Source organism: Pseudomonas sp. NPDC090755, assembly GCF_044769005.1.
GTDB lineage: Bacteria > Pseudomonadota > Gammaproteobacteria > Pseudomonadales > Pseudomonadaceae > Aquipseudomonas.
In genome coordinates this window covers 101991-123431 of sequence record NZ_JBIVXC010000018.1, presented here as the reverse complement: position 1 = coordinate 123431, position 21441 = coordinate 101991, and the positions used below count along the sequence as shown (strand labels likewise).

19 protein-coding genes and 2 pseudogenes are annotated in these 21441 nt (G+C 64.4%); 10 read left to right on the top strand and 11 right to left on the bottom strand.

The window, feature by feature from the left end; translation table 11 throughout:
• Positions 1–347 precede the first annotated feature (347 nt).
• Positions 348–704: a 6-carboxytetrahydropterin synthase QueD gene (gene queD, locus ACIQUS_RS22370; protein WP_133210238.1), complete on the bottom strand. Its 357-nt coding sequence runs from the start codon at positions 702–704 to the stop codon at positions 348–350.
• A gap of 52 nt (positions 705–756) precedes the next feature.
• A complete protein-coding gene (locus ACIQUS_RS22365; RefSeq protein WP_403051589.1) occupies positions 757–1836 on the bottom strand; it encodes a patatin-like phospholipase family protein in 1080 nt (359 codons plus the stop codon).
• Between the two features lie 159 nt (positions 1837–1995).
• Between ACIQUS_RS22365 and ACIQUS_RS22360 the strand changes: the two genes are divergently transcribed.
• From ACIQUS_RS22360 to ACIQUS_RS22345, 4 genes are read left to right on the top strand one after another with little or no spacing between them, the layout of a single operon-like run.
• On the top strand, positions 1996–2304 hold the full coding sequence (locus ACIQUS_RS22360; protein WP_403051586.1) for a PepSY domain-containing protein: 309 nt from the start codon (positions 1996–1998) through the stop codon (positions 2302–2304).
• Positions 2304–2618 carry a PepSY domain-containing protein gene (locus ACIQUS_RS22355; RefSeq protein ID WP_403051583.1) on the top strand — a complete coding sequence of 105 codons (315 nt, stop codon included), beginning with the start codon at positions 2304–2306 and terminating at the stop codon, positions 2616–2618. The genes ACIQUS_RS22360 and ACIQUS_RS22355 overlap by 1 nt, the downstream gene beginning before the upstream one ends.
• Positions 2618–3286 (top strand): response regulator transcription factor, encoded by a 669-nt coding sequence (locus ACIQUS_RS22350; RefSeq protein ID WP_403051580.1) that lies wholly within the window; start codon positions 2618–2620, stop codon positions 3284–3286. Before ACIQUS_RS22355 ends, ACIQUS_RS22350 begins: the two co-directional genes overlap by 1 nt.
• Positions 3283–4605 carry a sensor histidine kinase gene (locus ACIQUS_RS22345; protein ID WP_403051578.1) on the top strand — a complete coding sequence of 441 codons (1323 nt, stop codon included), beginning with the start codon at positions 3283–3285 and terminating at the stop codon, positions 4603–4605. The genes ACIQUS_RS22350 and ACIQUS_RS22345 overlap by 4 nt, the downstream gene beginning before the upstream one ends.
• Before the next feature lie 20 nt (positions 4606–4625).
• On the opposite strand, the gene ACIQUS_RS22340 is transcribed toward ACIQUS_RS22345, so the two are convergent.
• The 5 genes and pseudogenes from ACIQUS_RS22340 to ACIQUS_RS22320 all read right to left on the bottom strand — a co-directional run.
• The gene (locus tag ACIQUS_RS22340; protein ID WP_403051575.1) at positions 4626–5546 is read right to left on the bottom strand and encodes an AEC family transporter; all 921 of its coding nucleotides are present in this window, start codon (positions 5544–5546) and stop codon (positions 4626–4628) included.
• Between the two features lie 110 nt (positions 5547–5656).
• On the bottom strand, positions 5657–6523 hold the full coding sequence (locus ACIQUS_RS22335; RefSeq protein ID WP_403051572.1) for a LysR family transcriptional regulator: 867 nt from the start codon (positions 6521–6523) through the stop codon (positions 5657–5659).
• Positions 6524–6592: 69 nt separating this feature from the next.
• Positions 6593–7603 carry an ABC transporter substrate-binding protein gene (locus ACIQUS_RS22330; RefSeq protein ID WP_403051569.1) on the bottom strand — a complete coding sequence of 337 codons (1011 nt, stop codon included), beginning with the start codon at positions 7601–7603 and terminating at the stop codon, positions 6593–6595.
• A gap of 116 nt (positions 7604–7719) precedes the next feature.
• Positions 7720–8475, bottom strand: a complete 756-nt coding sequence (locus ACIQUS_RS22325; protein WP_403051605.1) for a methyl-accepting chemotaxis protein — start codon at positions 8473–8475, stop codon at positions 7720–7722.
• A gap of 102 nt (positions 8476–8577) precedes the next feature.
• A pseudogene (locus tag ACIQUS_RS22320) lies at positions 8578–8724 on the bottom strand (HAMP domain-containing protein); the annotation flags it as partial.
• 1818 nt (positions 8725–10542) lie between these two features.
• Here ACIQUS_RS22320 and ACIQUS_RS22315 point away from each other — a divergent pair.
• A complete protein-coding gene (locus ACIQUS_RS22315; protein WP_403051566.1) occupies positions 10543–11862 on the top strand; it encodes a Na+/H+ antiporter family protein in 1320 nt (439 codons plus the stop codon).
• Between the two features lie 26 nt (positions 11863–11888).
• On the opposite strand, the gene ACIQUS_RS22310 is transcribed toward ACIQUS_RS22315, so the two are convergent.
• The 3 genes from ACIQUS_RS22310 to ACIQUS_RS22300 form a co-directional block, all read right to left on the bottom strand.
• The gene (locus ACIQUS_RS22310) at positions 11889–12899 is read right to left on the bottom strand and encodes a FecR family protein (protein ID WP_403051563.1); all 1011 of its coding nucleotides are present in this window, start codon (positions 12897–12899) and stop codon (positions 11889–11891) included.
• Positions 12900–13090: 191 nt separating this feature from the next.
• Entirely contained in the window at positions 13091–14860 is a 1770-nt protein-coding gene (locus ACIQUS_RS22305; protein WP_403051560.1) for an acyl-CoA dehydrogenase C-terminal domain-containing protein, read from the bottom strand.
• A 22-nt stretch (positions 14861–14882) separates the two neighbouring features.
• Positions 14883–16505, bottom strand: a complete 1623-nt coding sequence (locus ACIQUS_RS22300; RefSeq protein WP_403051557.1) for an acyl-CoA synthetase — start codon at positions 16503–16505, stop codon at positions 14883–14885.
• A 198-nt stretch (positions 16506–16703) separates the two neighbouring features.
• Here ACIQUS_RS22300 and ACIQUS_RS22295 point away from each other — a divergent pair, with 198 nt between their 5' ends.
• Together ACIQUS_RS22295 and ACIQUS_RS22290 are read left to right on the top strand one after the other, a co-directional pair.
• On the top strand, positions 16704–18491 hold the full coding sequence (locus ACIQUS_RS22295; protein ID WP_403051554.1) for a PAS domain S-box protein: 1788 nt from the start codon (positions 16704–16706) through the stop codon (positions 18489–18491).
• 10 nt (positions 18492–18501) lie between these two features.
• On the top strand, positions 18502–19128 hold the full coding sequence (locus ACIQUS_RS22290; protein WP_403051551.1) for a response regulator transcription factor: 627 nt from the start codon (positions 18502–18504) through the stop codon (positions 19126–19128).
• 86 nt (positions 19129–19214) lie between these two features.
• On the opposite strand, the gene ACIQUS_RS22285 is transcribed toward ACIQUS_RS22290, so the two are convergent.
• Positions 19215–19535, bottom strand: coding sequence for a YqjD family protein (locus ACIQUS_RS22285; protein ID WP_403051548.1), 321 nt, complete (start codon positions 19533–19535; stop codon positions 19215–19217).
• 130 nt (positions 19536–19665) lie between these two features.
• Here ACIQUS_RS22285 and ACIQUS_RS22280 point away from each other — a divergent pair, with 130 nt between their 5' ends.
• From ACIQUS_RS22280 to ACIQUS_RS22270, 3 genes and pseudogenes are all read left to right on the top strand, one after another.
• On the top strand, positions 19666–19920 hold the full coding sequence (locus tag ACIQUS_RS22280; RefSeq protein ID WP_285860876.1) for a hypothetical protein: 255 nt from the start codon (positions 19666–19668) through the stop codon (positions 19918–19920).
• Positions 19921–20046: 126 nt separating this feature from the next.
• Positions 20047–20556 (top strand): annotated as a pseudogene (locus ACIQUS_RS22275) (RNA polymerase sigma factor); the annotation flags it as partial.
• Between the two features lies 1 nt (position 20557).
• Positions 20558–21433 carry a FecR family protein gene (locus tag ACIQUS_RS22270; RefSeq protein WP_403051544.1) on the top strand — a complete coding sequence of 292 codons (876 nt, stop codon included), beginning with the start codon at positions 20558–20560 and terminating at the stop codon, positions 21431–21433.
• The last annotated feature ends 8 nt before the right edge of the window (positions 21434–21441 follow it).

Here is a 21441-nt window from a genome sequence, read left to right as displayed (position 1 = left end):
TCAGCAGTGAAACGATGCATCGCCGATGGTAGTGTGGGGTTTCCCCATGTGAGAGTAGGTCATCGTCAAGATTAAATTCCGAAACCCCTATCTGCATACGCAGGTAGGGGTTTTGTCTTTGTGGCGCACCGCCGCCCCTGTAGCCGCTACCGCCAGGCTGCGATCGACTGCGCAGCAGGCGCCTGCCAGTCCCGGGCTGATCCTCAAACACCGCGCTGCCTGGCTTGCGGTCGCTACGCGACCGATCGCAGCCTCGTGCCTCGGCAGCGGCTACAGGGATCGCTGCCTGAAAGTTACGGGCCAAAAAAAACCACCCCGAAGGGTGGTCTCGTCTCATCCGTTACCACTCAGTCGCCGTAATACTCGCAACCACTGGTGCAGGTCTCATGGATGCGCACCTTGGACAGTTCAGGCAGCAGTGGCTTGACCTGGTCCCAGATCCACTTGGCGATCACTTCGCTGGTCGGGTTTTCCAGGCCGGGGATGTCGTTCAGGTAGTTGTGGTCCAGCTGCTCGTACAGCGGCTTGAAGATCGCCTTGATCTCGGCGAAGTCGCGAATCCAGCCGGTATGCGGGTCCAGAGGACCGGTCAGGTGCAGGGCAACCTTGAACGAATGGCCATGCAGGCGACCACACTTGTGTCCTTCGGGAACGTGCGGGAGGCGGTGCGCCGATTCGAAGGTGAACTCTTTGAAAATTTCCACGATGTCTCAACTCTGAAAACCAATGCTGCCGATCAGTTTACCAGCATGGTGGTTACAGCGGTTGCAGTTGCTGATGCAGCCTGCCGGTTTCGATCAGTTCGAGCAGTTCGTCACCTAGGCGCCGGCTTTCGGACATCGCCGTGTGCCAGTAGCGCTGTCGGCTGCCGGCATCGCCCATGAAGCGTTTGAAGTCGCTACGGTCGGGTAGCTTGCCGAAGGGCAGGCTGGCCAGGTACTGGGTCGACGGGGCCAGCAGCAGTACGTTGCGCAAGCGTTCGGCATCACCGCGGCGCCAGGGCAGGGCCTTGTCGAACCAGCCGGGAATGACCTTGTCGGTAAAGTGCGGGTAGAGCACGATGTCGTCGCCCCGATAGGGCAGGTCCAGGTGGTAGTCGAGCAACCCGCCATCGCGGTAGGTGCCCTGGCCCACACCCGGGATGTCCCGTACGCCTTCCATCACCATGGGGATGGAGCCTGAGGCCAGCAGCGCGTGGCGCAGGTTGGTCACATCCAGCGGCAGGCAACGCGACGGAAAGTCGGTCAGGGGCTGCAGCGGCGGATTGCTGCGGGCGTCATGCAGGATGATCCGCTCGAAGTGCCGCGCCAGCCGCGGGCGACCGATCAGGTTGTCGGCGATCACCGAAGACAAGCCCATGCCCAGGCGCCCGCGATGATCATGGGCAAGCAGCCCGTGGCTTTTCACCACCATGATGTTCAGGCGGTAATCGGGGTTGTCGAGCACCTGTGCGTCGCGCCCCTGGAGCAGGTCGTCGAGCATGCGCTGGCAGCTGCGGCTGACTTCAACCGGGGTCACGCCCTTGGCGAAATCCTGTTCGGTGTACAACTGGCCGAGACGCAGCAAGGCTTCGGCCGGGTCGGGCAGGCAGGCACTGGCGAAGCGCCAGGAGCCGATCGAGGCACCGATCAGCGCCCGCTCGCGGGGTGCGCCAGGCAGCCAGTGGCCAAACAGCGCCAGGTCCAGGCCCTGGATACCCAGTGCCTTGGGCCCGCCCGCAGCGCCCGGCAACACGCCCACATCCGCTGCCTGCAACCCGCGCTCGCGGATACGGCTCAGGGCACGGCTGCCTGCCTTGAGGGTCAGGGCCGGGTACTTGATGTGGATTGCGCTCATACGGGCCTCGCTGTCTGGACCCGGCAATTATAAAGAACAGCGGTCCGGTTGTGGGGCGGGGGTGCGCTATCATGTCGCCAGTTGTTTTCAGCTTCAATTAAGTTCGGTTGGTTACTCTAGGCCCCGTAGACACATTATTGATCTCGATGGAGAGACCCCATGAAGACTTTGACTGCCCTGTTCGCCACCGCTGCCCTTGCCCTGGGTGCCAATGTTGCCCTGGCCAAGGATGTACAACCCGATGAAGTCGTGAAGCTGGTAAATGCCAAGACCATCAAGTCCCTGGACGAGCTCAAGGCTGCCGCTGTCGCCAAGCACCCTGGCGCCACCGTCACCGATTCGGAACTTGAAGACGAGTACGGTCGCTACATCTACAAGGTCGAATTGCGTGATGCCCAGAACGTCGAATGGGACGTGGACATGGACGCCAAGACCGGTGAAATCCTCAAGGACGCCCAGGATAAGTAATGACCTTTCGATTGCGAACAGCACAGACGGTACTCGTTGCGCTGTTGGCCCTCTGCTCACTGGTGCAGGCCCGCGACCTCGATCAGGATGAAGCCCTGAAACTGCGCCAGCAGGGCGTTATCCTGCCGCTGGAGCAACTGCTCAACGATGCCCTGGGACGCTATCCCGGGGCGACGTTGCTGGAAGCGGAACTGGAAGAGAAGCACGGCCGCCTTGAATATGAGGTCGAGTTGTTGACCCCTGAAGGGGTGGTGCGCGAGATCAAGCTCGATGCATCCAATGGAGCGTTGCTCAAAGACGAGGAAGATGACTGATGCGCCTGTTACTGGTCGAGGACAATGTGCCGCTGGCCGACGAACTGACCCAGGGCCTGCAGCGCCAGGGCTATGCGGTGGACTGGCTGGCCGATGGGCGTGACGCGGTCTACCAGGGCGCCAGCGAACCCTATGACCTGATCATCCTCGACCTGGGCCTGCCCGGTCTGCCGGGGCTCGAGGTACTGGGTCAATGGCGTGCCTCAGGCCTGGCGACACCTGTGCTGATCCTGACGGCGCGCAGTTCCTGGGCCGAGCGCATCGAAGGCCTGAAGGCCGGTGCCGACGACTACCTGAGCAAGCCGTTCCACCCGGAAGAGCTGCTGCTGCGTGTCCAGTCATTATTGCGTCGGGCGCGTGGCCTGGCCAACCAGCCGACCCTGGAAGCGGCCGGCCTGCAACTTGATGAAGGGCGCCAGTGCGTGACCCGTGATGGCGTCGATATCCAGCTGACCGCCGCGGAATTTCGCCTGTTGCGTTACTTCATGCTGCATCCCCAGCAGATCCTGTCCAAGAGCCACCTGGCCGAACACCTGTATGACGGCGAGACCGAGCGCGACTCCAACGTCCTGGAGGTCCACGTCAACCACCTGCGCCGCAAGCTTGGCCGCAGTGTCATCGAGACCCGCCGCGGCCAGGGTTACCGTTATGCCGGGAGCTGCGAGTGAAGTCGATCCAGGCACGCTTGAGCCTTGGCCTGATCGCGGTACTGGTGCTGGTGGGGCTGGCCCTGGCGCAGATCAGTCTGTGGTTGTTCGAGGTGGGGTTGCAGCGCTACCTGGAGGCGGGCCTGCGCAAGGAGAGCGAGAACCTGCTGGTTGCCCTGGTGCGCGGGCAGAGCGGCCTCGAGCTCGATGAACGGCGTATTTCCTCAGCCTACAAGCGCCCGTTCTCCGGTTACTACTTCCGCATCGATTTCGATGGCGGCAACTGGCGATCCCGCTCACTCTGGGACCTGGACATGCCGACCCCGGACACCGCCGGCCTGCACACCGACCAGCAACTGGGGCCGGAAAACCAGCAGCTGCTGGTCTTGCGCAGCGACTACCGGCGTTTTGGCCAGGCGATCGCCATCAGTGTCGCCCAGGACTACACCCCGGTACGTGAACAGTTTCGTCGCATGCAGCAGATCGGGCTGGGCCTGGGCCTTGTCGCATTGGTCCTGGTGCTGGTGTTGCAGCGCATCACCGTGACCCGCTCATTGCGACCGTTGGAGCGTGCGCGGGAACAGATCGCCCAGTTGCAGCAAGGCAAGCGCACACAGCTCGATACCCAGGTGCCCAGTGAGCTTGAACCCCTGGTCGCACAGATCAACCACTTGCTGGCCCATACCGAGGACAGCCTGCGGCGTTCGCGCAATGCCTTGGGCAACCTTGGGCATGCCCTGAAGACGCCGTTGGCGGTGCTGTTGAGCCTGGCGTCCAGTGAGCGGCTCAAGGACTTGCCCGAGGTACGCGAGCAGCTGCGCGAGCAACTGCAGCAGATCCAGCAGCGCCTGAGCCGCGAGCTCAATCGTGCGCGCCTGGCCGGTGACGCCTTGCCGGGTGCGCAGTTCGACTGCGACGCCGAACTGCCTGGACTTTTGTCGACCCTGGGCATGATCCATGGCGAAGACCTGGAGCTGAGCCAGCGCGTTCCCGCAGGCCTGCTCCTGCCCTGGGACCGCGAAGACCTGCTGGAGCTGCTGGGTAACCTGCTGGACAACGCCTGCAAATGGGCCGACACCCTGGTGCAACTGAGCATCGAGGAGCATCCGCAGCACTATCGGTTGTTGATCGACGACGACGGACCGGGCATTGCCGAGGCGTTGCGCGAACAGGTGCTCGAACGGGGCACGCGGCTGGATGAGCAGGTCGACGGCCATGGACTGGGGCTGGGCATCGTGCGCGACATCGTCGATGCCTGGGGTGGCAGCCTGACCTTGCAGGAAAGTCCGTACGGCGGTTTGCGGGTCAGCATCGCATTGCCGCGCCGCCGAATGCCATAGCCGCTGCCGCCAGGTTGCGGCTACAGATGCATCATCAGGCTCAGCATCACCGGTAGCGTCAGTGCAGCCAGCACGGTCTGCAAGGCAATGATGTTGGCCATCAGTGGTGCGTTGCCGCCCATTTGCCTGGCCATCACATAGGAAGACGAGGCCGTTGGCAGCGCCTGGAACAGTATGGCGACTATCGCCGCCTGGCCGCTCAGGCCCAGCAGGCGGCAGACGCCATAGGTGGTTAGCGGCAATACCACGAACTTGAACAGTGAAGCGGCCAGCAACGGGCGGGCACCCAGGCCCCGGGCGTTGCTACCCAGGGCCGCGCCTACGCACAGCAAGCCCAGTGGCAAGGCCGCCTGGCCCAGCGCCTTGATGGTCGGTTCGAGGCCCGGCGGCAGGCCCAAGCCGGTCACGTGCAAGGTGATGCCGATGATGCAGCCAACGATCAACGGGTTGGTGAAGATCGTCTTGATCACCGCCAGGTACGAGCTCTGGTTACCGCTGTAGCGGGCGAAGACCATCACGCACAAGACATTCACGGCTGGCACGATCGCGGCATTGGCCACGGCGGCCAGGGCGATGCCGCCACTGCCGTAGAGCCCGGCCGCCAGCGTCGCGCCGATGTAGTTGTTGAAGCGCACGCCCCCCTGGAACACCGACGTGAAGCTGGCACCATCGCCGGCCACCCTGCCTTTGCACAGCACCAGCAAGAGGGCACCGAGCAGGGTCGAGAGCAGCAGCACGGTCACCATGTCGAACACCGGCAAGCCGCTCAGGTCGGCGGTTGCCAGGCTGTGTACGAACAAGGCTGGCAGGAGCACGAAGTAGCTCAGGCGTTCCGCTGCCGGCCAGAACGACTCGCCAAGAAAGCCCCGCGCGCGCAGCCAGCCTCCCAGTGCAATCAGCAAGGCGATGGGGACGATGGTGGCGAGGATCAATTGCAGCATCTGGCATTTCCCTGTCAGTCAGCACGCCCGGAGGGGGAGTGGACATCAGGCTAGCCTGTCGCACTGAAAGAAAAAAACGCAGAATTCTCAATCGACCGTTGAGAAAAACTTCAGGGTTGCTCCAGGGCGGTTTTCAGTACGGCGGTCAGGTGGCGACGGCGGCTGCTGGCATGTTCGAGCAAGCCCACGTGGCGCACGCACTGAGGTTCACCGAAAGGCAGCAAGGTCACGGCGGGCAAGCGCTGAAGGTCGTCATCGGCCAGCGGCACAATGGCCACGCCCAGGCCCATCGAGGCCATGTGCGTCAGGGCCTGCTGGCTGTCCAGCTCCATCTGCTCGCTGACGGGCAACTGCTGCTTGCGCAGCTCTTGTTCGATGATGCGCCCGGCCCAGGCACGCTTGTCGAAGCGCAGGAAGGGTTGGCTGGCCAGTAATTCACGCAGGCCGGTACCCGCGAAGGCAGGGCCCGCCACCGCCCAGAAGCGGTTCTTGTAGAGCGGTGTGAAGTCGAGGTTCGCCGGGAAGGGCGCTACCGGCTCGGTGGTGATGGCCGCATCCAGTTCGCCGTCTTCGACGCGCCGGGCCAGCTCGGCGGACATCCCCGAGAGGACGCTGATATGCAGGTGTGGGTGCTCGGCCTTGATCCGCACCAGGGCGGCAGGCAGGCGGCCGGCCAGGGCGGTCTGGATGGCACCGATCTTCAGGCGTCCGCTCAGGCCCGGGCCGCTGATCAGGGCGTCGGCCATCTCGTCGTAGGCCGCGAGAATCCCCTCGGCCCGCTCCACGGCCAGGTGTCCGGCCTCGGTCAGACTGACCTGGCGTCGGCTACGGTCGAACAGGGTGACTTTCAGTTCCGCTTCCAGGCTGCGGATATGCAGGCTGACCGCTGACGGCGTCAGGCTGAGCAAGTCGGCAGCACGGGCAAAGGTGCCATGACGGGCGATGGTGACCAGGGTGCGCAGGGCCTTGAGTGACAACTGGAAGCTCCGGTGCCGGGCAAGAAGAAGCGTCCATGATGGCTGCAATCCAGCACTGTTGAAAGCCTTTCACAGGCCCGCTTCGACCTTTGCGGCCTGCTCCGCGGGCAGCCAGGGTTTCCAGATCTGTGGGTGCTCCTTGAGGAACCGCTTCGCCGCTTCCTTGGGGGATTGCCGGGTTTCACTCATCTGCGCCAGGGTCTGGTTCAGGGTGTCGATCGGCAGGTCGACGTTGCTGAACAGGTCGATCAGTTCGGGGTACTGCTGCTTGAACGGCGCCGAGACACCAATGGACAGCTTCGCCGGCAGCGACTGGCTGCCCTGCGGGTTAGGGTGGCTGGCATCGGTCAGGGTTTTCCAGGCCTCGGCGTTGAAGGGCGGCTCCTTAAGGCGCACCAGCTCGAAGCGGCCCATCAGTGGGGTAGGTGACCAGTAGTAGAACAGCACCGGCTTGCCACGGCGGATCGACGAGGTGATCTCTGCGTCCAGGGCGGCGCCGGAACCGCTGCGAAAGTTCACGTATAGCGCCTCGAGGCCGTAGGCCTTGAGCTTCTGGCTGTTGACGATTTCCGAGGTCCAGCCGCTGGGGCTGTTGAGGAAGCGGCCCTTGTCTGGCGCTTCCGGGTCGCTGAACACCTGGGCGTAACGCTTGAGGTCGGTGACCGAACGCAGGTCCGGGGCCAGGGGCCGGATACCGCGCGCGGCATCGCCCTTGATCACGAAGGCGGGCACGTACCAGCCCTCATCGGCGTTCTTCACCGTATCGCCGATGGCGAACACCTGGCCGGCCTGTTCGGCCTTGACCCAGGCGGGGCTGCGGCCGGCCCATTCTTCGGCGATCACCTGGATATCGTTGCGGGCCAGGGCCACTTCCATGCTGACGGTGCTGCCGGGCAGGGTGTCGGTGGGGTAGCCGTAACCTTTCTCGACGATCAGGCGCAGGATCTCGGTGGTCAGGCTGCCGCTTTCCCAGGTGATGTCGCCGAAGTGGATGGGGGTGGTCTTGTCGACGGCATGGCCGTGGCCGACCAGGCTCAGGGCAAGCAGCGCACTGCCCAGCAGGGTGGTGAGTCGGTTCATGCGGCCTCGCTCGCAGGGGGGGGCTGGAGTCTGGCAAGTGTAGTAGGTGATGAGCAGGCGGGGGATCGCGGGGCAAGCCCGCTCCTACGTAGGAGCGGGCTTGCCCCGCGATGGGGTCACACGCGGAACTGGTCCATCAGCCCCTGCTGCTGGTTGGCCAGGCTGTTGAGCGACTGGCTGACCCGCGCCGACTCGTTGGCCTGGCCGGAGAGCGACTCGGTGACGTCGCGGATGGTCGCAACGTTGTTGTTGATCTCCTCGGCCACGGCGCTCTGCTCCTCGGCCGCGCTGGCGATCTGCAGATTCATGTCGCTGATCACCGTCACCGCGTCGCCGATCTGCTGCAGGGCGGTCACTGCCTGGCCAACCTGCTCGACGCTGCCCTGGGCCTGGCGATGGCTGCTGTCCATGGCGCCGACCACCTCGCGGGTACCGGCTTGCAATTCTTCGATGACCTGGCGGGTTTCTTCCACCGATTCCTGGGTGCGTCGGGCCAGGTTGCGCACTTCATCGGCCACCACGGCGAAACCGCGACCGGCTTCACCGGCACGGGCCGCCTCGATGGCAGCATTGAGTGCCAGCAGGTTGGTCTGTTCGGCGATAGAGCGGATGACTTCCAGCACCGAGCCGATCTTCTCACTGTTCTGCGCCAGGCCTTCGACCTGGACCATGGCGGTGCTCATGTCGGCGGCCAGGGTGTCGATGCTGGTGGTGGTGCGGTCGATCACCGCCAGGCCCTGGCGGGTGGCCTGGTCGGCATCGCGGGCGGCCTGTGCCGCCTGGGCGGCGCTGCGGGCGACGTCCTGGGCGGTGGCGCTCATTTCATGGGAAGCGGTGGCCACCTGGTCGACCTGGCGGTACTGCTGTTCCATGCCGGCGCTGGTCTGGCTGGCGATGGCCGAGGACTGGTCGGCGGTATCGCGGGCTGCCTGGACCGAGCGTTTGACCTCGGCAATGGTCGGCTGCAGCTTGTCCAGGAAGCGGTTGAACCAGCCGGCCAGTTCACCCAGTTCATCGCGCTTGTCGTAGTGCAGGCGACGGGTCAGGTCGCCTTCGCCACTGGCGATGTCCTTGAGCATGGCGGCCACGCCGAGGATCGGCCGGGTCACGCCACGGGCCATCAGCCAGATCAGCAGCAGGCCGATCACTGCCGCCAGGCCGCCCAGGCCCAGTTCGACCAGGGTGCCACTGGTGTTGCGCTGGTCGAGTTCCTGCTTGAGGGCTTCGGCCGGGCCGGTCAGGGCGCTTTCCGGTACGTCGAGCAGCACGCCCCAGGGTTTGCCGCCGGGAATCGGGGGGAAGGAGGCCAGCACCTTGAGGCGCTGGTTATGGTGCAGGCTGTGCAGCGGTGTGCTGTCGGTCAGCAGGCGGACCAGTTCGGCGCCTTTTACCGGGTCGACCTGGTCAAGGCGCTGGGCCAGCTTGCTGGCATCCGGGCTATAGCCGGCCAGCAGGCCTGCAGGGCTTAGGATGCTGACCTGGGTCTGACCCTGGTAGAGATTGCGACTCGCTTGCTGGCTCAGGGCCTGCAGGCTGTTGAGGTTGATGTCGATGGACAGGGTGGCGACCACCTTGTCGGCGACGATCAGCGGGAACACGATGCTGGTCATCAGCACCTGCTGGCCGTTGATCTGATAGAAGTACGGCTCGATCACGCAGGTCTTGCGCGTGGTGCGCGGGCACACCGACCAGGTGTTGGCCGGCTCGCCGCTGGGGCCGATGCTGGTGTCGGCCATGTCCTTTTCCGGCAACGCCATGGAGGTCAGCTGGCCCGGGGTCGGTTGTGACCAGTACAGGGCAAAGCGACCTTTCTCGTTGCTGCCCAATTGCTCCTGGTTGACGAACAGCGCGTCCTTGTTGTCCAGGGCGTCGGGCTCGAACACCAGCGACAGGCCGAGCAGGTCGGGATTGGCCTGTAAGGCGGCACGCACCTGGCGGGTCAGGTCTTCGCGCAGGTCGAAGGCGTCGAGAAAGCGCTTTTCGGCCTGCTCGCGCAAGAACAGCACCTGACGGGAGAAACCGGCGCCGTACTGGTAGGCATCCATGAACTGGCGACGGATGTTCAGGGCCTGGACTTCGCCCTGGGACTCGATGCGTCCCTGGGCCGCTTCGGTGAGCATCTGCATGCTGCTGGCCTTGACCAGTTCCGAACTGTGCTCCATGCGGTACAGCGAGAGTCCCACCAGCAAGGTAACGATGCTGGCCAGGCACAACCCGGCCAGCAGGGTGATCTTCCACTGAATGGAAAGTTGTCTGAACGACATGGCGAAGTCCTTTGATCCAGAAAGATTGAGGCTAACGACCTTATCGGCTGGCAGGCTGTTTTCTTTATTCAAACGTTCAACTTAAATGCGTCGTTTTCGGTCGCCCAGACGACACCGGCGCAGCGCCGGACTTTGACAAGCGCAGGGCCCTGCTTCAGAGTGTGCGCCCTCAATAAAAATGGTTCTTTACGGAATTCCGGGGGATGTGGTCCTTGGGCTTGGGTCTTGAGGCTGCGAGCTTATCCGTTCCATGCAGCGACGCTGCTGGCCCCTTCCGCCTTTACGGCGGCCTACTTTTTTCTTGGAAAAAGTAGGCAAAACCGCTTGCTCCTGCATCCGGCCCTACGCTGCGCTCCGGGTCCCCTCGTTACGGCACCTTCCGGGGCCACGCGGCCTACGACTTGCTTCGCCAAGTCTACGGCTCGCGTTCTTCGGCTGACGCCGAAGGTGCTGCGCACGGCCCCTACAGGCACCTCCACTCGGCCTCCTGAAGTCGCGGTCGGCAGCGCTTGAACTTGCGTGCATGAAGAGCAAGAGCAAGAGCGGGTTGGTATTCGCTTTGCGAGCGGGCTTGCCCCGCAAAGAACCATAAAAACACTTGTCGTTCGGCCACTGCTTCCGAGCAGTTTGTCGCCGTAGCGGTCGCTTTTTGTCTGGTTTCTAGAGGTCACAGGAATGAATGCAGTAATTGCCGCGGTCGGCATCATGCTGATACTGAGTCTGTCCCGCGTGCATGTGGTGATCGCCCTGATCGTCGGCGCGCTGGTGGGCGGGTTGGTGGGCGGCCTGGGTATCGAAGGGACGCTCAAGGCGTTCAATGGCGGGCTGGGCGGTGGTGCCACCGTGGCCTTGTCCTACGCCTTGCTCGGCGCCTTTGCCGTGGCGATCGCCAAGTCCGGCATGGCTCATGCCCTGGCCGATCGCGCCCTGGCCATGATCGACCGCCAGGGGCATACCGACGGCGGCAAGATCAAATGGCTGCTGATCGGCCTGCTGCTGGTGGTGGCGATCTCGTCGCAGAACATCCTGCCGATCCACATCGCCTTCATTCCGCTGCTGGTGCCGCCGCTGCTTTATGTGCTGACCAAGCTGCAGATCGACCGGCGCCTGGTGGCCTGTGTGATGACCTTCGGCCTGATCACCCCGTACATGTTCCTGCCGGTGGGCTTCGGCAACATCTTCCTCAACGAGATCCTGCTGGCCAACGTCAGCCGCAGTGGCGTGGATGTCAGTGGCGTCAACGTCACCCATGCCATGGCCATTCCGGCGGCGGGCATGCTCTTCGGCCTGCTGCTGGCGGTGTTTTTCAGCTACCGGAAAAAGCGCGTCTATGACCTGGAGAAGATTGAGCAGGTCGAACAGGTGGCGGTGCGCTACAACCCGCTGACCCTGCTGGTGGCCGGCGTTGCCATTGCTTCGGCCTTCATCATCCAGTTGCTGCTGGACTCGATGATCATCGGCGCCATGACCGGTTTCCTGATCTTCTCACTCTCGGGCATTGTGCGCTGGAAGGAAACCGATGACCTGTTCACCGAAGGCATGAAGATGATGGCCATGATCGGCTTCATCATGATCGCCGCGTCCGGCTTTGCCGAGGTGATGAAAGCCACCGGCGAGGTCAAGACCCTGGTCGAGACCTCGGCGGTGTGGATCGATCACAGCAAGGGCATCGGCGCCTTGCTGATGCTGCTGGTGGGCCTGCTGGTGACCATGGGCATCGGCTCGTCGTTTTCCACCGTGCCGATCCTGGCCGCGATCTTCGTGCCGCTGTGCGTGCAGCTGGGCTTCGACCCGGTCGCCACCGTGTGCATCGTCGGCACCGCCGGCGCACTGGGCGATGCCGGCTCACCGGCTTCGGACTCGACCCTTGGCCCGACCTCGGGCCTGAACGTCGATGGCCAGCATCACCATATCTGGGACACCGTGGTACCGACCTTCATCCACTACAACCTGCCGCTGCTGGCGTTCGGTTGGCTGGCGGCGATGATGCTGTAGGAAACCGGCGGGGTTGAGCGCAAGGCTCAGCCCCGGGAGGGGGGCGGCGAGATGTGGTTGAGGACCATGCTGCCATCCTTGGTGCGGGTCAGGTAGACCGGTAATACCTTGGGCAGGTTGCTGACCAGGCGGGCGATCTGGGTGGTGTCATAGATGCCGCTGATGCGAATGTTGCCGGTGGTCTCGTCGGCCAGCCGCAGGGGCTTGTCCAGGTAGCGGTTGATCTGCGGCAGGGCCTGGGCCAGGCTCAGGTTGTCGAGGATCAGCTTGCCATTGCGCCAGGCCAGGCTCGTGTCCTGGGCGTAGGTCTGGCTCAGGCTCGGCTCGTAGTCGCCGGCCTGGTAGCTGGCCTGCATGCCGGGGCCCAGGCGATAGCCGCCGTCGGTGTTGGTGCGGTCGCTGCTGACCAGGACCGAGCCTTCGACCAGGGTCACCTTGACCTGGTCTTCGTACTTCCACACGTTGAACTGGGTGCCGGTGACCCGGGTCTGGCCCTGGGCTGCGCGTACCACGAACGGATGCTGGCTGTCGTGCTCGACCTTGAAAAAGGCCTCGCCCTTGATCAGGGTGACGCGGCGTTCGTCCTTGTAGTTGGCATAGCGCAACTCGGTACCCAGGTTCAGTTCGACCTGGCTGCCGTCGGTGAGTACCACATGGCTGATGGCGTTGCCGCTTTCCAGGTGCTGGTAGCTGTTGGGCAGCCAGCCTTGCTCCCAGCCGATCCAGGCACCGACCGGCAGGGCCACCAGGGCAATGGCGGCGGCCGAGGCATAGTGGCGCCAGGCACGGGGGCGACGGCGCAGGGGCAGGTTGATGACATTGCCGGGTACGCCGCTGCGGGGCAGGTGATCGGCGGTCTGCCAGATCTCCAGCATGGCCTGGTATTCCTGGACATGCACGGGATCGGCGGCCAGCCACCGCTCGAAGGCTTGCCGCTCCAGCGCCGTACAGTCTTCTGATTGCAGGCGCAGGCACCACTGCGCGGCGGCATCGGTGATGGCATCGTGTTCGTCGGCGCTGTGGCTGGTGTGGTTCATCGAGACTCCCGGTTTTGCCTATTCTACCCTTGCAGCGTAGGCGGCGAGAACCGAGATAATGGCGAATGACTATCAGTTGTAGGAATTTTTTACCGTGAAAAACCTGCAAATGCACTGATTTCGCAGCCATACCCCCTACTGTCTACAGGGATGAGAGCATTTCGCGGCCGACCGGCGGCCGCGAATGTTCTTCAGAACTGCTCAGCCGCCAGGGCGAACAATGACGGGCTGCCGGCCCGGATACTGGCCTGCAGCGACAGGGTACGCGGCAACAGGCGGGCGAAGTAGAACGCAGCGCTGGCGCGCTTGGCCCCGTAGAAGGCCGGATCGCTTGCCTGGCTCGCCGCTGCCACGGCATCCATGCGCGCCCACATGTAGGCATAGGCGACATAACCGAACAGTTGCAGGTACTCCACCGATGCCGCGCCGACGGCGTTGGCATCCTGGCCCGCCTGTCCGCACAACCACTGGCTCAGGCTTTCCAGTTCGGCCACCGCGTTGAGCAGGGGGGCACCATAGGGTGTGTCGGCCTGGCAGAAACTGCGAATCTGCGCGGTGAATTCGCCCAGTGCCTTGCCGCCGTCGGCCACCACCTTGCGGCCCAGCAGGTCCAGGGCCTGGATGCCGTTGGTGCCTTCGTAGATCTGGGCGATACGCACATCGCGCACCAGTTGTTCCTGGCCCCACTCGCGTATGTAGCCGTGGCCGCCGAACACCTGCTGGCCCAGCACGCAACTCTCCAGGCCGTTGTCGGTGAAGAACGCCTTGGCCACCGGTGTCAGCAGCGCCACCTGGCGCTGCGCGGCGTCACGCTCCTCGGCATCGTCGGCGTATTTGGCGATGTCCAGTTGCTGGCCGACGTAGGTGGCGAAGGCGCGGCCACCTTCGGTCAGGGCGCGCATGGTCAGCAGCATGCGCCGTACATCCGGGTGGACGATGATCGGGTCGGCGACCTTGTCGCGCGCCTGGGGCCCGGTGGCCGCGCGGCTTTGCAGGCGATCCTGGGCGTAGCGTACGGCGTTCTGGTAGGACGCCTCGGCGCAACCGATCCCCTGGATACCGATGGACAGGCGCTCGTAGTTCATCATGGTGAACATGGCGGCCAGGCCACGGTTGGCTTCGCCGATCAGGTAGCCGGTGGCGCCGTCGAAGTTCATCACGCAGGTGGCCGAGGCCTTGATGCCCATCTTGTGTTCGAGCGAGCCGCAATGGGCGGCATTGCGCGCGCCGGGCTTGCCGTCGGCATCGACCAGGAACTTGGGCACCAGGAACAGGGAAATGCCCTTGGGCCCGGCCGGGGCGTCCGGCAGCTTGGCCAGCACCAGGTGAATGATGTTCTCGGTGAGGTCCTGCTCGCCACCGGTGATGAAGATCTTGGTGCCGCTGATGGCGTAGCTGCCATCGGCCTGGGGCTCGGCGCGGGTGCGGATGATCCCCAGGTCCGTGCCGGCGTGGGGTTCGGTCAGGCACATGGTGCCGGCCCACTGGCCGCTGTACAGCGGCGGCAGGTAGATGGCCTTGAGTTCATCGCTGGCGTGGGCATCCAGGGCCAGGCAGCAGCCGGCACTGAGCGCCGAATACAGGCTGAAGCTGCAGTTGGCGGCATACAGCATCTCTTCGAATTGCACCGCCAGCATCTTCGGCATGCCCAGGCCGCCGTGCTCGGGGTTGCCGGCCAGGCCCACCCAGCCACCGTCGCGGTAGGTCTGCCAGGCCTGGGCGAAGCCGTCCGGGGTGCGTACCTGGCCTGCGTCGAACTGTACGCCCTGTTCGTCGCCGCTGCGGTTGAGCGGGGCGATCAACTGGCCGGTGATTTTCGCCGCCTCTTCGAGGATGGCGTCGGCGGTGTCGGCGTCCACCCGCTCGGCCAGGGCCGGCAGGCGCGCCCACAGGGCAGGGCCCTGGAAGACTTCGTGAAGGACAAAGCGCATGTCGCGCAACGGAGCATTGAATTCAGGCATGGGAGTTCTCGCTGTTAAGGGGTCAGAGCGCCTTGGCCCAGTCGCGCAACAGGTACTTCTGGATCTTGCCGGTGGAGGTTTTCGGCAGCTCGCTGAAGACGATGGTCTTGGGCAGCTTGAAGCCGGCCAGGTGTTCACGGCAGAAGCTGATGATCTCGGCCTCGCGGGTTTGTGCGAAGCCGGCCTTGAGGGTAATGAAAGCACAAGGGGTTTCGCCCCATTTCTCGTCCGGACGGGCGACCACGGCGGCCTCGAGCACGGCAGGGTGCTTGTAGAGGGTGTCTTCGACCTCGATGGTGGAGATGTTCTCGCCACCGGAAATGATGATGTCCTTGAGCCGGTCCTTGATCTCGACATAACCGTCGGGGTGCCAGACTGCCAGGTCGCCGGTGTGGAACCAGCCGCCACGGAAGGCTTCGGCCGTGGCTTCGGGGTTTTTCAGGTAGCCCTTCATCACCGTGTTGCCGCGCATGAAGATCTCGCCCAGGGTGTTGCCGTCACGCTGCACAGGTTCCAGGGTCTGCGGGTCGGCGACCATCAGGCCTTCGAGGGTCGGGTAGCGCACGCCCTGGCGCGACTTGATCCGCGCCCGCTCGGCCAGGGGCTGTTCGTCCCACTCGGCGTGCCAGGCGCAGACGGTCACCGGGCCGTAGACTTCGGTCAGGCCGTAGACGTGGGTGACCTTGATGCCCATCTCCTCGACCGCGCCGATGACCTTGGCCGGTGGCGCCGCGCCGGCGACCATGGCGTTGACCGGATGGTCGATGGCCGCCTTGGCCGAGTCGGGCATGTTGATCAGGGCATTGAGCACGATGGGGGCGCCGCACAGGTGGGTGACCTGGTGCTCACGGATCAGGGTGAGAATTTTTTGCGGGTCGACCCGGCGCAGGAATACATGGGTACCGGCCAGGGCGGTAACGGTCCAGGGGTAGCACCAGCCGTTGCAGTGGAACATCGGCAAGGTCCACAGGTACACCGGGTGGTTGCCCATGGCCCAGGTCATCTGGTTGCCCAGGGAATTGAGGTAGGCGCCACGGTGGTGGTAGACCACGCCCTTGGGGTTGCCGGTGGTGCCGGAGGTGTAGTTGAGGGAGATCGCCTGCCACTCGTCTTCGGGCCACAGCCAGACAAAGTCGGGGTCGCCCTCGGCAAGGAAGGCCTCGTAGTCCAGGTCACTGACGGCCTGGCCTTCGCCATACTCCGGGTCATCGACATCGATCACCAGCGGCGGGTACTCCATCAGCGCCAGGGCGGCGGAAATGACCTTGTGGAATTCGCGGTCGGTGATCAGCACCTTGGCTTCGCCGTGTTCGAGCATGAAGGCGATGGCTTCGGCATCCAGGCGCACGTTCAGGGCGTTGAGCACGGCGCCGATCATCGGCACGCCGAAGTGTGCCTCGAGCATCGCCGGGATGTTCGGCAGCATCACCGCCACCGTGTCACCCTGGCCGATACCACGTCCGGCCAGGGCACTGGCCAGGCGCCGGGAGCGTTCGTAGGTCTGTTGCCAGTTGCGGCGGATGGCGCCATGGATCACGGCCGGGTACTGACCGTAGACCGCTGCGGTGCGTTCGATGAAACTCAGGGGAGTGAGGGCCGTGTGATTGACAGGGGCGGGCGCCAGGCCCTGGGAAAAGATCGACATGCAATGTTCCTGTGCAGGGGGACGCCGCATGGCGACTGTAACCCCCGGTGGCTGATTGTTAGCTCTGATCAGGTGTCGTGAAGGCCTGGCCTTCGATGTCACAATTTTTACGTGAAATGCTATGGTACTTGGAAGATAGACTATAGCAATATGGTATAAATACTATATAAGCCTTCAAGCCAGCCTTTGAGCGTGCCCATGACGACCTTGCTCGCCAGCGATCCTCAACCGACCGTGCTCCTGGATGCGTCCGCCGCCGTGCTGGACGTCAACCCGGCCCTGCAAGCCCTGCAGGGCCCCTGGCCGCAGCGGTCGGTCGAGCATTGGCTGCCGGGCAACTACCCGGCGCTGGTCAGTGCCTGCCTGAGTCAGGCGCGTGCCATCAGTGAAGTCGAAGCGCAGGTGGCCGGGCAGATCCTGCTCTGGACCTTCATCCCCACCGGCACCGACCAGGTACTGGCGCGCTGTCGTGACGCTACTGCCTCGCGCCTGGCCGAACGCGAGGCCAGCCAGGCGCGGCGCCTGTATCGCTTGATCACCGAGAACACCACCGACCTGATTTCCCGGCACAGCCCCGACGGCTGCTTCCTGGATGCCTCTCCGGCGTCCTACCGCCTGCTGGGGTACTGGCCGGAGGAGTTGCGCGGGGTGGCAGTGCAATCGCTGTTTCATCCCCAGGACCGCCAGCAGTCGTTGCTGCAGGCCGCCCAGGCGCTGGAGCAGGACGGCTACCAGACCATGACCTGCCGGGTGCGCCATCGCGACGGGCGTGACCTGTGGTTCGAGATCGCCAGCCGGGCCATTCGTGAAACCTACACCGGTGCGGTGGTGGAGATCGTTAGCGTCTCGCGCGACATCACTGTGCGCATCGAAGCCGAGGAGAACCGCCGGCGCCTGGCCGAAGTGGTGGAGGCCAACACCGACCTTGTGCTGTTCACCGACCGCGAGGGGCGCTTGAGCTACCTCAATCGCTCGGCGCGCCGGGCCCTGGGGCTGCAGGATGTGCAGGCGCTGCCGAGCCTGCAGGCCTTGCTCGATCCGCTGTTGCGCCAACGCCTGGACCGTGAGGGCTGGCAATGTGCAGAGCAGGCAGGTGTCTGGCACGCCGAGACGCGGCTGACGCCCTGGCAGGGTGGGGCGGCATTCCCGGTATCGCTGGTGCTGCTGGCCCATCGGGCTGCAGGGGGCGAGCGCTACTACTCGCTGGTGGCCCGCGACATGACCGAGCGCGAACTGCGTGAAAGCCAGCAGCGGCGCCACCAGGACGAACTGGCCCATAGTGCACGGCTGGTCACCCTGGGTGAACTGGCCTCGGGCATCGCCCATGAAATCAACCAGCCGTTGGCCGCCGTGGTCAATTACGCCGGTGCCAGCCAGCGTTACCTGCAGGCCCTGGAGCGTGATCCACAGGCGGTCGGGCGGGTCGCCCAGGGCTTGCAACGCATCACCGAGCAGGCGACCCATGCGGCTGAGGTGATCAAGCGCCTGCGTGCCTTCCTGCGCAAGGAACCCCGGCGCCTGCAGGCGCTGGCCATCGCCGATGTGGCCGCCGAGGCGGTGCGTCTGTGCGACTGGGAAGCGGCGCGTGACCAGGTCAGCATCGAACAGCAACTCGGCGATTCGCTGCCGACGGTGTACGCCGACCGGGTGCTGCTCGAACAGGTGCTGCTCAACCTGCTGCGCAATGCCATCGATGCCAACCGCGAGCAGCACCGCGGCCAGCCTTCGCGTATCGTGCTCAGCGCCGAGCTGGCGGCGGGGCAGGTGCAGATCCGGGTCAGCGACCAGGGGCCGGGGGTGGCGGCCGAGCGCCTGGACGGCATCTTCACCCCGTTCACCACCAGCAAGCCCGAAGGCTTGGGGCTGGGCTTGAGCATGAGTCGAAGTATCATTGAGGGCTTTGGCGGCACCTTGCAGGCGATGCCGGGTGCGGCCGGGGGGCTGGTCTTGTGTTGTCGGCTGGCGCCGGTGGCGGCGTCGGAATAGAGGAAGTGTGATGCAGCAATCCAAAGTCTATGTGGTCGACGACGACCAGGGCATGCTCGACTCGACGGTCTGGTTGCTGGAGTCGGTTGGCGTCCAGGCCGTGCCGTTCACCAGCGGCCAGGCCTTTCTCGAAGCCTGTGACGGGCACCTGCCAGCCTGTGTCCTGCTCGATGTGCGCATGCCTGGAATGGGCGGGCTGGGTGTGCAGGAGGCCCTGCGTGGGCGCGGTATCGAACTGCCGGTGATCTTCCTCAGCGGGCATGCGGACGTACCTATCGTGGTGCGGGCGTTCAAGGCCGGTGCCTGTGATTTCATCGAGAAACCCTACAACGATCAGCTGTTGCTGGATGCCGTCCAGACGGCCCTCGAACGCTCGCAGCAGAACCTTGCCGACAGTGCGCCGCGGGCAGTGGTACAGACGCGCATCGACAGCCTGACACCGCGTGAACGGGATGTCTTCGTGCCCCTGGTGCAGGGTTTCAGCAACCGCGAGATTGCCGAGCAGCTGGAAGTCAGTGTGAAGACCGTCGACCTTTACCGGTCGCGGGTGATGAAACGCATGCAGGCCGATACCCTGCCGGGCTTGGTGGGGATGGCGATTGCCTGTGGGGTGGTGCAGGCGTTGAGCTTGCGTTGAGACCGCAGTGCCTGTATCGCCGGCTACGCCAGCTCCCACAAAGGGCCGGAGCCGGTTCACGTTGTGGGAGCTGGCGTAGCCTGCGATCAGGAACGCCGCCCCAGCAACAGTCCCACCACCAACCCGAACCCCGCCGAAATCGCCACCGTTTGCCACGGGTGGCCGCCGATATAGTCCTGGGTGGCCTCGACCACTGGTTGTGCCCTGCTGCGCACGCCATGGACCGCCTCGCGGGCCTGCCTGAGCTTGAGCCCGACCTGGGCGCGCAGGGTTTCGGCTTCTTCGCCAACCAGCGCGGCGCTGTCGTTGAGCAGTTTCTCCGACTCTTCGATCAGGGACTGCAGTTCGCTGAAGACCTGGTCCTTGATCTGCTCACCATCATTTTGCACGGTGGTTTTCCTGGCCATGGGCATTTCCTCGTCGTTGATGGGCATTGCACAGTGGATGCCGGCGGGCGCGGAAAGTTGCAGCGGTTTACCGGCCGCCGCCCGCCAGGGTGTAAGATAGCGCCTATTTAGCAGTGGCAGGACATCCCTCATGAGTTTCAATCTGGCCAACAAGAGCTCCGCCGAACGGGCGCAGATCGAGGACGAGAAAGCACGACTGTTCGAGCTCTGGCAGACCAACCTGGGCAAGGCCAAGGCCGAGGGCGCCCGGCTGATCGCCGAAAAGCCCCGGCGCAAGGGCAAGTGGGCCGAATGGGTACGTTCGGAACTGGACGCCATGTCGCCGCCTGAGTTCGCCAACATGGTGCGCAGTGAAGTCAACAAGTTGATGGCCGCCGCCAAGTAATCGCGACCTGGGTGTGGCGACCGGCTGCGGCGATTGCACGGCGGCGTTGAAAGCAAAGGCGCTAATGAACGATACTGTTTCTCATTAACGGTTGTTTTCAGTTCTCAAGGCCCACCGAATCCTTTCATGTTGACGTCTCCCGTGTCCGGGCTGCTTGCCAGTTTCCAGGAACATTACGATGACCTGCTGCAGTTCCTGACCCGGCGCATGAGCGATCGCCAGCGCGCCGCCGACGTTGCCCAGGAAACCTACCTCAAGCTGGTCCGGATCGAGCAGCAGGACCTGCCGGTGCAGCATGCGCGTAGCTTCATCTTCCGCGTGGCTGGCAACCTGGCCATCGACACCCTGCGTCGTGAACAACGCATGGCCTGCACCCCGACCGACAGTGAATCGGCGCTGGAGCTGCCATGCCCGGCGCCGGCACCGGAGGCGGCCTTGCTGGCGCGCGAACGTCTGCGACAACTGGACGAAGCCTTGCTGCAACTGCCGGCCAATGCGCGCCAGGCCTTGCTGCTCAACCGTGTCGAAGGCCTGACCCAGGCGCAGATCGCACAACGGTTGGGCGTTTCCGAGAGCATGGTGGCAAAATACATTGGCCAGGCCTTGCGCCATTGCCGCGACTGGCTCAAACACACCCATGACTGATGCCTTTTCCATGCCTGCACCGCAGCCGATCAGCGATTTGTCCGACGATGCCCTCGACTGGCAGGTACGGCTGCACTCCGGCACGGCCACCACGGCGGACCGCGCGCGATACCAGCGCTGGTGCCAGCTGAGCCCTGCACATGCCGAGGCGGCGCGGGAGGCCGAGGCATTGTGGGGCGACCTGGGGCAGACGCACGCGGCTGTCGGGCTGGCCGTTGCGCCACCTCGCCGCCGCTGGGGGAAGGCCTTGGCCGCGTCGCTGGTGTTGGCGCTGGTGGGCTATGGCGGCTGGCAGCAGGCCCCGGCCTTGCTCGCTGACTATCACACCCGCGTGGGTCAGCAGCAGCGCATCACCCTGGCCGATGGTTCCCGGGTGCTGCTCAACAGTGCCAGTGCCCTGTCGGTAGCTTACGCCGATGGCGAGCGGCGGGTTCTGCTCACGGCCGGCGAAGCGCTGTTCGAGCCGGCCCCGGATTCGCGCCCCTTTATCGTCGAAGCTGGCGGCGAAGTGGTACAGGGCAGTGGGGCGGTATTCAGCGTACGCCGTGAGGGCGGCAACCCTCGCGTGGTGATTGCCCAGGGTGAGGCGCAGGTTGGCGATCGCGTACTGCAGGCCAGTGCCGATGCCCAGGCGCTGACCGCTTGGCAGCGCGGCAAGCTGATCTTCAACGGCAAGCCGTTGCGTGAGGTGCTGGCCGAACTTGAGCGCTATCAGCACGGGCGCATCGTGCTGTCCGATCAGCAATTGGCGGCGATGCAGGTCAGCGGGGTCTTCGACCTGAATGATCCACAAGGGCTGTTGCGCACGCTGGAGCAGCGCTATGGGCTGAAAGTGACTTATCTGCCCTGGTTGGCGGTGGTCTATTGACGGGGCTT